We start from the raw sequence: 15,374 nt of genomic DNA on the forward strand, positions 1-15,374 counted from the left end.
AGGTGCGGCGCTTCTTGCGCGCGACGCGCACGATCGCGGCGGTGCCCAGGACCGCGACGGTGGCGCCGGCCGCGGTGAGCGTGGCCTCCTTGCCGGACAGGCGGCGGCCGACGACCGCGTGCTTGCCCTCGCGCAGCTCCAGCAGCTGGGTCAGCGCGGCCTCGTTGGTCCACTGGGGCTTCCAGCCCGCCGTACGCAGAGCCGCGCAGTCGACCACCCACGGATAGACGACGTAGTGCAGGTCGGTGGCCGGGGCCGGGGTGATGCCCAGCCGGTGCAGGCGCTGGGCGGTGCCGAAGGTCAGCCCGGCGGGCAGCTCGAAGCGGCGCAGCCCGGAGACCTCCTCCACCTGCTCCTGCTCCAGCCAGCCCTCGCCGCCCACCGCGACCACGCCGGAGACCGTGCCGAGCGCGGCCAGCTCCAGGGCGGAGACCAGGTCGTCGACGTGGCAGAACTGCCAGCGGGGACTGCAGCCCTTCACCGTCAGCAGCCGGGGCGCCTCGAAGTGCCGGGTGACCACGTTGTCCACGCCGGGACCGACCAGGGCCGCGGGGCGCAGCACGGTCACGTCGAGGCCGGGATGGCTGCGCAGCGCCCGCCGTACCAGGGCCTCGATCTCCAGGTGGTCGCCGACGATCCCCGTGTCCAGCTCGGCCGCCACCGCGGAGTCCTCCGGCAGCGGGACCTCGTTGTCGGGCGCCGCGCCGTACACCATGGCGCTGGTGACCACGACGACGCGCCGGACCCGGGCGGCGGCGCTGGCGGTGAGCACCGTCTGGGCGGCGCGCAGGTTGTAGGCGCGCCGCTCCGCGGCGTCGGACCCGAGTGCGCAGTCCGTCGCCAGATGGACGAGGACGTCGATGTCGGATATCCGGTTCGCCAAGAGCGGATCCCGGATGTCGAGCACCCGCCACGTGACGTCGGGCACGTCGCCGCGCTGATCGTCGATGGCCACGACTCTGCGGAAATCCGCAGACGAGGCGACCTTCGCGAGAAAAGCGCGGCCTATGCCCGAGGCCGCGCCGGTGACGGCGACGACCGGTGGCCGGAGGCGTTTCGAGGTAGGCACCAGGTCCTCACTTTGCACTGATCCGCCGTCCGACGGATAACGTGGCGGATGTGGACTCCTCCATCCTGCATGAGGTAGAGCGGTGACTGACTTGCCAGGTCGGGAAAACGACCCCAACGAGAACCCGTTCGCCATGTTCGGGAACCCGGAGCAGATCGCGGCGGCGATGCGCCAGTTCGCCGACATGCTGTCCGCTCCGCAGAGTTCCGGTCCCGTCAACTGGGACATGGCGAAGAACATCGCACGGCACGCGGTGGCCGCCGAAGGCGACCCCAGCGTCATGGAAGGCGAGCGGCGTCAGATCGTCGACGCCCTGAACCTCGCCGACCTGTGGCTCAACGAGGCCACCGCGCTCCCGAGCGGGGTGGGCAACCCCCAGGCGTGGAGCCGGTCGGAGTGGATCGAGAAGACCGTCCCCGTCTGGCGGCAGCTCTGCGATCCCGTCGCCGCCCGCATGGTGGAGACCATGAGCGGCACGCTCGGCGCCGCGGGCCTGCCCGCCGAGGCCCAGGCCATGGCCGGGCCGCTGATGGGCATGATGAAGCAGATGGGCGGCATGATGGTCGGCCAGCAGATCGGCCAGGCCCTCGGCTCGCTCGCCCGGGAGGTGGTCGGCTCCACCGACATCGGCCTGCCGCTGTCGGGTGACGCCGCCCTGCTGCCCGGCGGGATCGCCGCGTTCAGCCAGGGCCTGGAGATGCCCGCCGAGGAGATCCGCCTGTACCTCGCGCTGCGCGAGGCGGCCCACCACCGGCTGTTCCAGCACGTGCCGTGGCTGCGCGCCAACCTGCTGAACGCCGTCGAGGAGTACGCCAGGGGCATCACGGTGGACGTGTCCGGGCTGGAGGAACAGCTGCGCGGGCTCGACATCAACAACCCCGAGCAGATCCAGGAGATCCTGGGCGGGGGCGCCCTGCTCAAGCCCGAGGAGACCGAGCAGCAGAAGACCGCCCTGAGCCGTCTGGAGACCACGCTCGCCCTGATCGAGGGCTGGGTGAGCACCGTGGTCGCCGGTGCCGCCGCCGGCAAGCTGCCCTCCGCCGCCGCCCTGGGCGAGACGGTACGGCGCCGCCGCGCGACCGGCGGGCCCGCCGAGCAGACCTTCGCCACCCTCGTCGGCCTCGAACTGCGGCCGCGCCGCCTGCGCGAGGCCGCCGCCCTGTGGCAGGCGCTGGAGGCCGACCGCGGCGCCGACGGCCGCGACGCGGTCTGGAACCACCCCGACCTGATGCCCACCGCCTCCGACCTCGACGACCCGGCGGGCTTCGTCCGGGGCGAGCCCGAGTTCGACCTTTCCGGGCTGGAGGCCTCCCTGCGGGAGTCCGCGGGTGAGAACGAGAAGGCCGACGAGGAGAAGAAGGACGAGGGCGGGGAGGGCCGCGGCGCGTGAGCGGGCGAGTCGAGGGACGCGGTCGCGCTGCGGCACCGGCGGGAGCCTCAGGGTCGCCGGGAAGCTCGGGATCGGCGGGAACCTCGGGAACCGCGAGGCCGGCGGGAGCCGGGTGAGCCTGCACGCGGACGCCCGGGCCGTGCTCGGGGGGTGGACGGCGCCGACCGCGCAGGAGGAGCTCCTGCGCAAGGATTTCCTGGAGCACCTGCACGCCAACGAGGACGGGATGTACCGCGAGTGCGTCCCCGGCCACCTGACCGCCACGACGGCGGTGCTCTCCCACGACGGCGAGATGGTGCTGCTGACGCTGCACGGCAAGGCCAGGATGTGGTTCCCGATGGGCGGCCACTGCGAGCCCGCCGACCTCTCGCTCGAGGCGGTGGCCCTGCGGGAGGCCACCGAGGAGTCGGGGATCCCGGGCCTGCGCCTGCTGCCCGGGCCCCTGGCGCTCGACAAGCACCGCGTCTGGTGCCATCAGCCGTTCAGCCACCATCTCGACGTCGAGTACGGCGCGGTCGCCCCGGCCGGGGCCGAGGCGGTCATCAGCGAAGAGTCGATGGACCTGCGCTGGTTCCCGGTGGACGAGATCCCCGACCCGACCGACGAGGCCACCCGGAGACTGGCCCGACGCGCCCGGGACGTCCTGCTATCCGGCTAGGTACGTCGAAGTTGGACCGTTTTACACGCGTTTCACATGATGCCGGTTATGGTCGTGCTCACAGACGACGAGCGAATCGGGGCAGCGTGAGTGTGGACATCGCGTCGAGCAGGAGCGTCGGCGGCACGGTCGTGACGCCGCCCCGTCGCCGCTGGCGCGTTCCCACCGCGTTGGCCTGGGCCGCCGTGGCCCCGTTCGCCGCCTGGGCGGTCGCCAGGGTGGGCGGGCTGGAGCGCGACTCGCTGACCACCCAGCTCATGACCGCGACGCCGTACGCGGCGGCGGGCTCGCTGGTGCCGGTCGTCTTCGGCCTGCTCGCCCGCAACCGCGCCGCCACCGCCGTCGCCCTGGTCACCACGGCCGCGCTCGGCTTCAGCGTGCTGCCCCGGGCCGTCGGCTCGGCCGAGGCCGCCGGGTCCGGCACGCCGCTGCGCGTACTGAGCCTCAACATGCTGTTCGGCCACGCCGAGCCCGACGCCGTCATCGATCTGGTCAAGCGGTTGAGGCCGGACGTGCTGAGCACGCAGGAGCTCACGCCGGGGATGGTCGAGAAGCTCGACGCGGCCGGGATCGGGGAGATCCTGCCGCACCGCGTGCTCCAGGACGAGTGGAGCGCCGGGGGCAGCGGCCTGTACTCCCGGTATCCGATGACCCCGCTGGAGAACCTGTTCCAGCCGATCGGGCACAACATGCCCGCCGCCGTCATCACGGTCCCGGGGGCCAAGCCGATCGAGTTCGTGGACGTGCATCCCTACCCGCCGCTGGGCGGTCAGGTGCACGACTGGACGGCGGCCATCGAGGCCTTCCCGCCGGCCGCCGCCGACAAGATCCGCATCCTCGCCGGCGACTTCAACGCCAGTCTCGACCACGCGGTGCTGCGCCGTTTCCTGGACCAGGGGTACGCCGACGCCGCCGACCGGGCCGGCAAGGGCCTCATCGCCACCTGGCCGGCGGGCAGGAGCATCCCGCCGATCATCACCATCGACCACGTCGTGGTGGACGAGCGGGTGGGCGTGAACGAGGTCAGCGTCCACACCGTGCCCGGGACCGACCACCGCGCCGTCTTCGCCGACCTGCGCCTGCCCTTCTGAGGAAGCGGCCTGCCCCTCTGAGGGGGCGGCGCGCCCTTCTGCGGGGACGGCGTGCTCTTCCGGGGAACGGGCGTGCCCTTCCGGGGAACGGCGTGCTCTTCCGAGGGGCGGTCAGCCGTACCTCCGCCCTCCTGAGCGAGGCGTCAGCGGTGTCTCCCCGCGGCCAGCAGGTCACGGGTGTTGTCCCAGCCCTCCAGGCCGGGATCGAGGCGCCGGATGTCGTCGGGGACGCGCAGGCGGTGCCAGCCGGGGCCGGTGGCGACCATGCGGCGGCCGGGAGCCGAGGCCCGCAGCGCCTTGACCGGGTCGGTGTCGTCGAGGCCCGCCCCGGCCCACTCGGGATAGGGCAGGCGGGCGGCCACCGCCACGGCCCCGCCCCCGTCGGCGGGGCAGACGGCGATCCCGGCGCGTCCCAGCTCGCGGAAGAGCTTGCCGATCAGCAGCGGCGGCAGGTCGGGCGCGTCCCCGCTCAGCAGGACCGCCTGCCCGCCGTCCGGCAGGGCCGCGCGGAGCGCCGCGAAGGCCGCCGTCACCAGAGCGCCGCCGGACAGCTCCGGATCGATGGGCAGCACCGGCGTCCCCGGCCAGACGATCTCTTCCATCCCCGGCACACCCGTCACGAGCACGGGGGTCACGAAGTCGAGCCCGGCGGCCACCTCGTAGGTGTCCTCGGCCACGGCCGTCAGGAACTCGCCGGGGTCGACGCCCACCGGCGCGGCGTCCGCCATCGCGGGCGTGACGAGGACCGCGACCAGCCGCCGGTCTCCGGCCGGAGGCTCCTCCGTCACCATTCTTCCGGGGCTCCGCTGTCTTCCGCGGCGCCGTTGGAGGCCATCGAGAATCCCTCCAGGAACCCGCGCGCCCGCTCGGCCCGCGGATAGTTCTCGACCAGCGCCCAGAACCGGGGACCGTGGCTGGGCACCAGCAGGTGCACGAGCTCGTGCATGATCACGTAGTCGACCACCCACGCGGGCATGCCCCTCAAGCGCGTGGAGATCCTGATCGTCCCGTGGTCGGGGGTGCACGAGCCCCACCGGTGATGCTGGTTCTCGACCCACCGCACGCTCACCGGCCGTGCCCTGTTGTCGAGGTAGCGGGCCGACAGCTCGTTGGCCCGCTCGAGGAGGCCTTCGTCGGAGGGCCGTCTGCGCTGCTCCTTGGCCGCCAGTCTGTCGAGCATCCGGCGCACCCACTGCTCTTCATCGGTCCTGCTCAATCCGTCTGGGAGCAGCACGATCGTTTTCTCGCCGTCGCGGTACGCGGAAACGGTCCGCCGACGACGAGAACTCCGACGGACCTCGACTGTCTCGGGGGGCACATATGCACGGTAGCCGAGAATGGTGAATCCCCACCAGAGGGCAGAACACGTTCCTGCTGGTCAATCCCCGTTCGTTGATTGTTCTTCCAGACCGATCGACTATGGGTCTGACTTATCGAATTAACCGGGATATCCGCCGTCTCACGAGTTCCCGAATCGCGGAGCCCGTCGTTCTCTCTGTGCCGCGAGTCCTTCACGCATGTCATCGGAGGTCATCGTCACCGGCTGCGCCAGGGACTCCCAGCGCAGTGCGGCCTCCAGATCCGCGTGGCCGCCGCCGGCGAGGGCGAGCTTGGTGAGCCTCGTGGCGATGGGGGCGTTGGCCGCCGTCCTGTCGGCGATCTCCAACACCTCGTCGAGCAGGGACACGCGGGGGAAGGCCCGGGTGACGAGCCCGACGGAGGCGGCCTCGGCGCCGAGAACCGTGCGCCCGGTCAGGAGCATCTCCCTGGCCACGCCCACCCCGGCGGCCCTGGGCAGCAGGTAGGTCGCGGCCATGCCGGGATGCAGGCCGAGCGAGGTGAAGGGAACCAGCAGTTTGGCGTCCTCGGCCGCGTAGACCAGGTCGCAGGCGAGGGCGAAGCAGAACCCGGCCCCGACGGCGGCGCCGTTGACCGCGGCGATGGTCGGCACCTCCAGGTCCGCGATCGACAACCACGTCCTGTAGAAGTCCAGCATGCGCTCGCGCAGGGCGGGGACGCTCTCGGCGCCCCGCTCGGCCAGCCAGGACAGGTCCCCTCCCGAGGAGAAGGCGCCCCCGGCGCCGGTGACGACGACGCACCGCACATCCCGGTCGCGGCGCAGCCCGGCGATGGTCTGCCGCCACTGCCCGGTCATCCCGTCGGTCATCGCGTTGCGCCGGTCGGGACGGTTGAGAGTGAGCAACACCACACCGTTGTCCCGCCGCTCCACCAAGAGCTCATCCATGCGGGCGAGCGTAGTGGACCCGGGATCACCTCCACGGGCGCCCCGGGCGACCGCCCGGCGGCGGGGTCGTCCGCAGCGGGTTGTCCACAGGCAGATCGCCTGCAGCCGGGTTGTCCACAGGCAGGTGGAAAGCCGTCCGGGCCCGGCGGGGACCGTGGCACGCTGGCACCTCCCCGGCACCACCGGTGCGTCCCCCGAAGGAAGGCATCCGCATGAGGTGCCGTCCGACCCCTCACAGGAAGGCGGTCCCATGAGGTCCTGCCCGAAGCCTCGCATGGAGTCCTCATACGAGATCCCCCGAGAGGGCGGTCCCATGAGGTCCTGCCCGAGGTCCCGTATGAGGTCCCGTATGAGGTCCCATGGGAAGGCGGTCGCGTGAGGCCGCGTCTGAAGCCCGTGCTCCGGCGGGTCACCAGGGACGAGCGCACCCTGCAGTTCGGCGTGCATCCCCGTCGCGCGGTCGTGCTGACCGATCTCGAACCCCGGGTCCGGCGCTGGGTCGAGAGCCTGGACGGCACGCGCGACCTTGACGGGGCGCTCGCCGGCGCGGCCGCCGCCGGTCTCGGCGGAGACCGGGGCCGGGCCCTGCTCGGCATGCTGGCCGAGCGGGGAGTCGTCGACGACGCCGGGGCGGCCTCGCGGCCGGCGCGCTCCATGACCCTGGCCGAGCGCGACCGGCTCCAGCCCGACCTGGACGCGCTGTCCCTGGACCCCGGCGTGACCGACGGCGGGCTCGCCGTCCTTGAGCGCAGGCGCGCCGCCCAGGTGCGGGTGTACGGCGCCGGCCGGGTCGGCGCGCAGATCGTCGCCCTGCTCGCCGCCTCCGGAGTCGGGCAGCTCTGCGTGATCGATCCCGGTACGGCGCGCCCGCAGGACCTCGTCCCCGGCGGGCTCACCCGGATCGAGCCGGGGATGAGCAGGCAGGACGGCGCGGTGGAGCTGGCCAGGAGCCTGTCCCCCTCCGTCACCGCGTGGACCGGGGAGAACGCCGCCCACCTGTCCGACGGGGCCAGGCGCCCCGCGCTCGCGGTGCTCGCGCCGGTGACGCCGCTGGACGGCCTGCTCGTGCGCGACCTGGTCACCTGGCGGATCCCGCACCTGCTGGCGACCGCCTTCGAGGGGTTCGGCTCGGTCGGCCCGCTGGTGCTGCCGGGTCAGAGCGCCTGCCTCGACTGCCTCGACCTCGCCCGGCGCGACCGCGATCCCGGCTGGCCCGTGGTCAGCGCCCGCCTCGGCGGGTTCCCCGCAGGGGAGATCGCGTGTTCCGCCGCCCTGTCCTCGCTGGTGGCGGCCATGGCGGCCGGTCATGCGCTTGCTCAGATCGATGGGCGTGAGTCCTCTGTGACAAACGGCACAATAGATGTAATGCCTGATTGGAGATGGAAGGCAGCATCCTGGAACGTTCATCCTCAATGTCGTTGCTTCCGAAACGAGTTGGGTTCGCTGACAATGGTCGCGTCGGCACCCTGCCGTTGACAGGCACCACAGCGAAGGGAGGGAGCGGCGTCTCGCTAACGGGAGGCATGCCGCGAACCGAGGTGAGTGACCTTCCGCGCCGCGCAGTCACGCGCTCCGCCAAGCTGGCGGCCCTGCCCATCGGGTTCGCCGGTCGCACCGCTCTCGGCCTGGGAAAACGCATCGGGGGGAAGTCCGCCGAACTCGTCGCTCAGGAGATCCAGGAGCGTACGGCGGAGCAGATATTCAAGGTTCTCGGCGAGCTCAAGGGCGGGGCGATGAAGCTCGGCCAGGCTCTGTCGATCTTCGAAGCCGCCCTGCCTCCCGAGATCGTCGCTCCCTACCGGGCCACGCTGACCAAGCTCCAGGACGCCGCTCCGCCGCTCCCGGCCAAGACCGTGCACAAAGTGCTCTCCGAGCAACTGGGTGACGACTGGCGCGAGCACTTCCAGTCGTTCGAGGACCACCCGACGGCGGCCGCCTCGATCGGCCAGGTGCACAAGGCCGTCTGGCACGACGGGCGCACGGTGGCGGTGAAGATCCAGTACCCGGGGGCCGGCAAGGCGCTGCTGTCCGACTTCAACCAGCTCGCCCGCCTCGGCAAGCTTTTCGGGGTGCTCCTGCCCGGCCTCGACATCAAGGCCGTCCTCGTCGAATTGCGTGAGCGGATCGTCGAGGAGCTCGACTATCTCCAGGAGGCCGAGGCCCAGCACGCCTTCGCCCTGGAGTTCAAGGACGACCCCGACTTCCTCGTCCCGGACGTCGTGGCCGCCAACGAGCAGGTGATCGTCTCCGAGTGGGTCGACGGCACCCCGCTCTCACGGATCATCGCCCAGGGTTCCCAGGAAGAGCGCGACCGGGCCGGCCTGCAGTTCGTCCGGTTCCTGTTCTGCTCCCCGTCCCGGGTCGGGATGCTCCACGCCGACCCGCACCCGGGCAACTTCCGGATCACCGACGACGGCCGGCTGTGCGTGCTCGACTTCGGCGCGGTCAACCGGCTGCCCCAGGGTTACCCGCCCGCCTTCGGCAGGCTGACCCGCATCTTCCACCAGGGCGACATGGACACCGTGGTCCAGGGCCTGCGCGACGAGGGTTTCATCCTCCCCCACATCGAGGTGGATCCCGAGGCCCTGCGGGCCTTCCTGGCCCCCTACGTCGAGCCGACCGCGGTGGAGGAGTTCAGCTTCAGCCGCGAATGGCTTCAGCAGCAGGCCGCCACGGCCACCGACCTGCGCCCCGGCAACGTGGTGCGCCAGCTCAACCTGCCGGTGTCCTACGTCCTCATCCACCGCGTCCACGCGGCCGGCGTCGGCGTCCTGTGCCAGCTCGGCGCCACCGCCCGCTTCCGCGACGAGGTCATCCGCTGGGTCCCCGGCTTCGCCGACGACCTCCCCGCCCAGGACACCCCGCCCGACGACACCCCTGAGGAGTGACCCCGGCCGACCCGAGACACAGCCCGAAAGGATCCGGGAAGGACAGTCGGCAACACCCGGCGAAACCCGCCCGCGAAGCGGGATCGTGCGGCGGCGAGCGCGGCGCGCGGGTGAGAGATGTCCGGACCGTGGTGGGTGCGGTGGACATGAGAAGAGGGATGCCTCGTGTGGACGAGGCATCCCTCTTCGTCGTCGCGGCCGGGCTCCGGTGAGCCCGAGCTCGGTTCGGCCAGGCGCCCAGGGGAGCCGGGCTGGTCTCAGCCGGGCTCCTTCGAGCTCGTGGCGTCTCTGCCGGGCCCCGTCGGGCCCGTTGTCCGGATGACCGCTGTCGACCCCGGGCCGCGGATCCCATTCGATCCCCGGCCCGGGGGACCTGGTCGGTCCCCGGTGCAGGAAACGCCCGTCATTTCCCGGCCCGGCCTCGGCAAAACATCGTTCTTCCGGGGCCGGTCCTGAGGGAGGCGGTGCGGGTAGCTGCCGATGAGGCAACCTCCCATACCGCTCCCCCGGAGCCTGAGCTCGGGGAAACGTCGTTCTTCCGATCCGGATCCCGGCCCTGGAGGAGGCGGTCCGAGCTGTTGCCCACCCGCGCCGGTCCTCCGGATCTCGATTCCGGGGGAGGCGGTGCGTGTGGCCGACAGCGCGGCAGCCCGCGGGGGGCACCGCTCCTCCGGGTCGGGGAGGGGTGATCCGCGGGCTGCCGGTGGAGGTGGTGCCCTCTGCTTCGGGCGGCGACCCGTGGGGGGCCGCCCTCGGGTTCCCGTTCCGGGGTCCGGAGGGGGAACCGGGTTCTGGAGGGTGATCAGTGGGCCCGTGCCGGGTGGGGCACGGGCCCGGAAGGATCAGACCAGGCGCAGGAGGGCGTGGCGAAGGCGGACGGAAGCGCGTTCAGCGTCGCGTCGGGCGCGCTGAAGACGCTGGATGCCGGCGGCCCGGCGATACTCCGCCGCCTCGCGGTGGAGGGTTTGTATTCGGTCACGCACCAGTTCTTCTTGCATAGACGGTGCGCCGAGGCTCCAGTTGGAGAAGGAGGTCATTGGAGTGGTCCTTTCAGGACGTTTCAGATTTTTCGTCGGGTGAAGCTGATGAAGCTGGTGAACCGGCCGGTCAGGCAGCGACCGGGGTCTTGCGAGGACGTCCACGCGGGCGCTTCCGCGGAACGATGACGCCCCGCAGGATGAGCTCGCCGCCCCAGACGCCCCACGGCTCCTCGCGCTCGAGCGCGCGGGCCAGGCAGGCCTGCTGGATCGGGCAGCCTCCGCAGAGCGCCTTGGCGAACTCCACGTCCTCCGGAGACTCGGCGAACCAGAGGTCGGGGTCGGTACGACAGGGGATTGCGGCTTCGTCGATCAGGTCCATGACCGTCTTGGCCCCCATCTGTGTCACCTCTCTGTTGGTATTGATCTTTTGGACTACCTCGTGGGTGGGGGTCAGGGATGATGCGGCTAAATAAGTAAGGCCGCGGATCCTGTCTGCGGATCCGCGGCCTGAAGGCTCTCCCTCTGTCAGGTCATGTGACCTGAGGGTGCCTCCAGGGTTGCGGACCACGCAGCCCACCGTTGTTACGGATGTGCTTGGTCTGCTGTGCGTCGTAGCCGCCGATTTCAGGGGCCGGGACAACCAGTGCGCCGTTCACCGCCGGGGAGCCGGCGAAAACGGCCTGACGGCCGGCCTGGATCTGGAAGAGGACGGACTTCTCCTGCCGGAGCCGGGAAGCCGGTGCATCCGCGAGGATGACCTGGCCCGCACAGGTGGGCAGGGTCGTGCCGGTGCATGCGGAAGTGAGCCCCGTCAGGACCGGCATCATGTTGATCATCACAGCGGACTCACCTCCATTCGTGGATCGTCGGACAGGACTGTCCGACTTGCTTGACCATGACCCTAAACCCGCCCCCCAGGAAGGGGCAACATATTTTCTACCTGCAGTTTTACAGATTACGAGACGCGGATCATCGCTTCCTGCACCACCGACACCGCCAGTTCGCCGGATCGGGTGAACATCTGTCCCCTGGCCAGCCCGCGCGCCGCCCCCGACCAGGGCGACTCCTGGGCGTACAGCACCCAGTCGTCGGCGCGCAGCGGACGATGGAACCACATCGCGTGGTCCAGGGACGCCCCGGAGACGTTGGAGGCCCCCCACGCCAGGCCGTGGGTCAGCAGCACCGTGTCCACCAGCGTGTAGTCGGAGGCGTAGGCGGCCAGCACCACGTGGAGCAGCGGGTCGTCGGGCAGGTCGGCGTCGTAGCGGAACCACACGTTCGTCTCGGCGCCGCGCAGCTCGGGGTCGCGGTGCGCCTCCCAGGTCAGCGGGGTCACATAGCGCACGTCCACCGGGCGCGGCCTGCTCAGCCACTCGCGCAGCGGCGAGCTCTCGCCGATGACCTCGCGCATCCGCTCCTGCAGCGTGGGGAGACCCTGCGGCTCGGGCACGGCCGGCATCGCCGACGCCTGGTGCTCGACGCCGCTCTCCAGCATGTGGAAGGAGGCCGACATGGTGAATATCGCCTTGCCGTGCTGGACGGCCACGACCCTGCGGGTGGTGAAGGACCGGCCGTCGCGGACCCGCTCGACGTTGTAGACGATCGGGATCGCCGGGTCGCCGGGCCTGATGAAGTAGGCGTGCAGCGAGTGCACGTGCCGGTCGGAGGGCACCGTACGGCCCGCCGCCACCAGCGCCTGGGCGGCCACCTGGCCGCCGAAGACGCGCTGGATGCGCTCCTCGGGGCTGCGGCCCCTGAAGATGTCCAGCTCGATCTGCTCCAGGTCGAGCAGGTCGAGCAGCTCCTTGAGCGCCTCGTTCACGCGTTCTCCGTCCTGTCCGCGGCGTCCCGGCACAGCCCGAGCACCGCATCGCCGTACCGCTCCAGTTTGACGCGTCCCACTCCGGTGATGGACAGCAGGTCCTGCTCGGATGCCGGTGCCTTCTCGGCGATCGCCTGGAGGGTGACGTCGGTGAAGACCACGTAGGCGGGGACCTTGGCCTCCTTGGCCACGGTCGTGCGCCAGGCCTTGAGGCTCTCCAGCAGGGCCTCGTCGTAGTCGACCGGGCAGGTGGCGCATCGGCCGAGCTTCTGCTCGGCGGCGGCGACCAGCGTCTTGGCGCAGACCCGGCAGCTCACCGGGACGGCGGCCTGGCGGCGTTCCCTGGGCGCCGAGGAGGAGCTGCGGGCACGGGCGGCGGGGCGGCCGGTGAGGCCGTCGAGGAAGCGCGAGGGCCGCCGGGAGCGCCGGCCGCCCTGGGCGCGCGCCAGCGCCCACGACACCGTCAGGTGGACCCGGGCGCGGGTGACGCCCACGTAGAGCAGGCGGCGCTCCTCCTCGATCTGGTCGGGCGTCTCGGCGTAGACGATCGGCAGCATGCCGTCGGTGGCGCCGACCAGGAAGACCGCGTCCCACTCCAGGCCCTTGGCCGCGTGCAGGGAGGCCAGCGTCACGCCCTCGACCGGGGGCGCGTGCTGCTCTCCGGCCCGGCGCTCCAGCTCGGCGACGAAGCCGGCGAGATCGGCTCCCTCGGCGGCCATGTCCTCGGCCAGGTCGGCCAGGGCCTTGAGTGACTCCCACTTCTCGCGCGCCTTGCCGCCGCCGGGGGGCTCGGGGGTGAGGCCGACGCCCGCCAGGATGTGGTGGACGGTCGGGGCCAGCTCGTCGTCGGCGCCGGCCGAGCGGGCGGCGCCGCGCAGCAGCACGACCGCCTGGCGCACCTCGGGGCGCTCGAAGAACCGGTCGGCGCCGCGCACGAGGTAGGGGATGCCCGCCTCGCCGAAGGCCTGCTCGTAGGCCTCCGACTGGGCGTTGACCCGGAACAGCACGGCGATCTCGCGCAGCGGGACGCCGCCGTCGGCGAGCCTGCGCACCGCCCGCGCCACGCCCGCGGCCTCGGCGGGCTCGTCGTCGTACTCGGCGAAGACGGGCTCGGGGCCGTCGGGGCGCTGGGCGATCAGGCTCATCCGGTGCGGGGTCCGCGCCGCCGCCAGCACCCGGTTGGCCAGGGAGACCACCTGCGGCGTGGAGCGGTAGTCGCGGACCAGCCGGATCACCGCGGCGTCGGGGTACTCGACCGGGAAGTTGGTCAGGTAGCGCGGGGTCGCGCCGGTGAAGGAGTAGATCGTCTGGTTGGGGTCGCCGACCACGCACAGGTCGTCGCGGCCGCCGAGCCAGGTGTCGAGCAGCAGCTTCTGCAGGGGGTTGACGTCCTGGTACTCGTCGACGACGAAGTAGCGGTACTGCTGGCGGATCTGGGTGGCCACCTCGCGGTGCTCGGTCATCAGCGCGGCGGTGAGCTCCAGGATCGTCTCGAAGTCGATCAGGTGCCGCTCGCGGCGGATCGTCTCGTAGGCGTCGTAGAGGCGCACGACGTCCTCGGCCGGGATCGGCGGGGTGCGGTGCGCCTTCCTGGAGGCCTCGGCGTAGTCCTCGGGGCTGATCTGGGTGACCTTGGCCCACTCGATCTCCGAGGCGACGTCGCGCAGCTCGGAGCGTTCGAGGTCCCGCCCGAGGTGGCGGGAGGCGCTGATCAGCAGCGGCAGCTTCGACTCGATCACCGCGGGCGGGTCGCCGCCGATGACGCGCGGCCAGAAGTAGGTGAGCTGGCGCAGTGCGGCGGCGTGGAAGGTGCGCGCCTGCACCCCGGGCGCGCCGAGCGCGCGCAATCGCTGGCGCAGCTCACCGGCGGCCCGTGTGGTGAACGTCACGGCGAGCACCCCCTGGGCGTCGACCGCTCCGCTGCGCACGGCGTGGGCGATGCGGTGGGTGATCGCCCGCGTCTTGCCGGTGCCCGCGCCCGCGAGGACGCACACCGGACCCCGTACGGCCTCGGCGACCTCGCGCTGCTCGGGGTCCAGCCCCGCCAGGACGTCAGCGGGCTCCATGGGACTCCTTAAACGCTCTCGACGGTTCGGGCCCCGGCTTTTCCTGCCGTAACCCGGGCTTCACCCATTCTGGCACCGTAACGTCTCTCACTTGGGTCACCCCTGAGATGCGTAAACAGGGATGTTTACTCCACAATGGGTGCCGACCAAACTCGGGGGAGAGGAAGAGGACCCGTGCGAACTGCGGCAACCGTGGGTGCACTCGTCGTGGCGGCACTGGCGCTCGCGCCTTCCGCCCTGCACTCCTCCCCCGCGCTCGCCGCCCCCGTGGCGGCCGCCGCGACCGGCGGGGGCGACCCCACCCCGCCTCCCCCGAGGACCGACGCCCTGGTCCAGGGGACCATCGTCGACACCATCGCCTACGGCCCGCACGTGCGCCAGCGCATGGACGTCTGGCACCAGGCCGACGAGATCAAGCGGCCGGGCGTCTTCCTGATCCACGGCGGCTGGTGGTCCTCCGGCGACAAGAAGTACATGACCGAGATCAGCCGGAGCTTCGCCGAGCTCGGCTACACGGTCTTCAACATCAACTACCGCCTCTCCAGCGACGCGGCGTGGCCGGCCCAGCGCGTCGACGCCTTCGACGCGATCGCCACGGCCCGGCGGCACGCGGCCCTGTGGTCCTTCGACCCGAACAACTACGTGGTCGTCGGCTTCTCCGCGGGCGGCCACCTGGCCACCGCGGTCGGCACCTACAAGACCGGCGGCCTGCCCGGCCTGCGGGGCGTGGTGGGCATCTCGCCGGTGGTCTCCCCGCTCACGGCCTACCTCGACGGCGCCGACACCCTGGACCCGAACAAGCGCAAGCTGCGCGAGGCGGCCATCAAGCTCGCGGGCGGCTGCGAGCCCTCCGGCAAGTGCGCCAGGATCTGGCAGAGCATGGAGGTCCCCGAGCACGCCAGCCGCGGCGACGTGCCCGTGCTGAGCGTGCACTCCCAGGACGAGTTCGTGCCGGCCTCCCACAGCAACCAGCTCAAGGACCGCCTGCGCCAGTTCGGCGTGCAGATGACGGTGGTCACCGAGCCGGGGATCAACCACAGCGCGCCGCTCTACCGGATGCCCGGCGTGGCCGATCTGGTCCAGGGCTGGGTCGCCGACAAGCTGCTCTGACGCGGGGCGGGGCCCTCCCGCTCCCGCGGCGCGGGCGCGCCCGCACGGCCGCCGG

The 15,374-nt window shown here is 71.7% G+C and carries 15 protein-coding genes; 6 read left to right on the forward strand and 9 right to left on the reverse strand.

Translation table 11 applies throughout. The annotated features are described in order from the left end of the window. A partial coding sequence (locus tag Pta02_RS04295) for an NAD-dependent epimerase/dehydratase family protein (RefSeq protein WP_203873585.1) occupies positions 1–1,072 on the reverse strand: 1,072 nt, incomplete at its 3' end. A 79-nt stretch (positions 1,073–1,151) separates the two neighbouring features. Here Pta02_RS04295 and Pta02_RS04300 point away from each other — a divergent pair. From Pta02_RS04300 to Pta02_RS04310, 3 genes are all read left to right on the forward strand, one after another. Further along, a complete protein-coding gene (locus tag Pta02_RS04300) occupies positions 1,152–2,459 on the forward strand; it encodes a zinc-dependent metalloprotease (RefSeq protein ID WP_239129517.1) in 1,308 nt (435 codons plus the stop codon). A 112-nt stretch (positions 2,460–2,571) separates the two neighbouring features. Beyond that, a complete protein-coding gene (locus tag Pta02_RS04305) occupies positions 2,572–3,117 on the forward strand; it encodes an NUDIX hydrolase (protein WP_203873348.1) in 546 nt (181 codons plus the stop codon). Between the two features lie 86 nt (positions 3,118–3,203). Next, positions 3,204–4,208, forward strand: a complete 1,005-nt coding sequence (locus tag Pta02_RS04310; protein WP_203873349.1) for an endonuclease/exonuclease/phosphatase family protein — start codon at positions 3,204–3,206, stop codon at positions 4,206–4,208. Positions 4,209–4,351: 143 nt separating this feature from the next. On the opposite strand, the gene Pta02_RS04315 is transcribed toward Pta02_RS04310, so the two are convergent. The 3 genes from Pta02_RS04315 to Pta02_RS04325 all read right to left on the reverse strand — a co-directional run bounded on the left by Pta02_RS04315 (position 4,352) and on the right by Pta02_RS04325 (position 6,453). Further along, positions 4,352–4,999: a hypothetical protein gene (locus Pta02_RS04315; protein WP_203873350.1), complete on the reverse strand. Its 648-nt coding sequence runs from the start codon at positions 4,997–4,999 to the stop codon at positions 4,352–4,354. Further along, positions 4,993–5,526: a M48 metallopeptidase family protein gene (locus tag Pta02_RS04320; protein WP_203873351.1), complete on the reverse strand. Its 534-nt coding sequence runs from the start codon at positions 5,524–5,526 to the stop codon at positions 4,993–4,995. Before Pta02_RS04320 ends, Pta02_RS04315 begins: the two co-directional genes overlap by 7 nt. Positions 5,527–5,667: 141 nt before the next feature. Continuing rightward, on the reverse strand, positions 5,668–6,453 hold the full coding sequence (locus Pta02_RS04325) for an enoyl-CoA hydratase/isomerase family protein (protein WP_203873352.1): 786 nt from the start codon (positions 6,451–6,453) through the stop codon (positions 5,668–5,670). A 375-nt stretch (positions 6,454–6,828) separates the two neighbouring features. Here Pta02_RS04325 and Pta02_RS04330 point away from each other — a divergent pair, with 375 nt between their 5' ends. Further along, entirely contained in the window at positions 6,829–7,929 is a 1,101-nt protein-coding gene (locus Pta02_RS04330) for a ThiF family adenylyltransferase (protein WP_203873353.1), read from the forward strand. 47 nt (positions 7,930–7,976) lie between these two features. Next, positions 7,977–9,341: an ABC1 kinase family protein gene (locus Pta02_RS04335; protein ID WP_307837446.1), complete on the forward strand. Its 1,365-nt coding sequence runs from the start codon at positions 7,977–7,979 to the stop codon at positions 9,339–9,341. An 842-nt stretch (positions 9,342–10,183) separates the two neighbouring features. On the opposite strand, the gene Pta02_RS04340 is transcribed toward Pta02_RS04335, so the two are convergent. The 5 genes from Pta02_RS04340 to Pta02_RS04360 form a co-directional block, all read right to left on the reverse strand. Beyond that, complete coding sequence (locus Pta02_RS04340; RefSeq protein ID WP_203873630.1) at positions 10,184–10,378, reverse strand: hypothetical protein; 195 nt, start codon at positions 10,376–10,378, stop codon at positions 10,184–10,186. Positions 10,379–10,448: 70 nt separating this feature from the next. Beyond that, positions 10,449–10,718, reverse strand: coding sequence for a WhiB family transcriptional regulator (locus Pta02_RS04345; RefSeq protein ID WP_203873588.1), 270 nt, complete (start codon positions 10,716–10,718; stop codon positions 10,449–10,451). A gap of 133 nt (positions 10,719–10,851) precedes the next feature. Next, positions 10,852–11,160 carry a hypothetical protein gene (locus Pta02_RS04350; RefSeq protein WP_203873354.1) on the reverse strand — a complete coding sequence of 103 codons (309 nt, stop codon included), beginning with the start codon at positions 11,158–11,160 and terminating at the stop codon, positions 10,852–10,854. Positions 11,161–11,276: 116 nt separating this feature from the next. Then, a complete protein-coding gene (locus Pta02_RS04355; protein ID WP_203873355.1) occupies positions 11,277–12,143 on the reverse strand; it encodes an acyl-CoA thioesterase in 867 nt (288 codons plus the stop codon). Then, on the reverse strand, positions 12,140–14,209 hold the full coding sequence (locus Pta02_RS04360) for an ATP-dependent DNA helicase UvrD2 (RefSeq protein ID WP_203873356.1): 2,070 nt from the start codon (positions 14,207–14,209) through the stop codon (positions 12,140–12,142). The genes Pta02_RS04355 and Pta02_RS04360 overlap by 4 nt, the downstream gene beginning before the upstream one ends. 174 nt (positions 14,210–14,383) lie before the next feature. Between Pta02_RS04360 and Pta02_RS04365 the strand changes: the two genes are divergently transcribed. Further along, complete coding sequence (locus Pta02_RS04365; RefSeq protein ID WP_203873357.1) at positions 14,384–15,319, forward strand: alpha/beta hydrolase; 936 nt, start codon at positions 14,384–14,386, stop codon at positions 15,317–15,319. Positions 15,320–15,374 lie beyond the last annotated feature (55 nt).

Origin of the sequence: Paraplanobispora takensis, from assembly GCF_016863195.1 — a bacterium.
GTDB lineage: Bacteria > Actinomycetota > Actinomycetes > Streptosporangiales > Streptosporangiaceae > Planobispora > Planobispora takensis.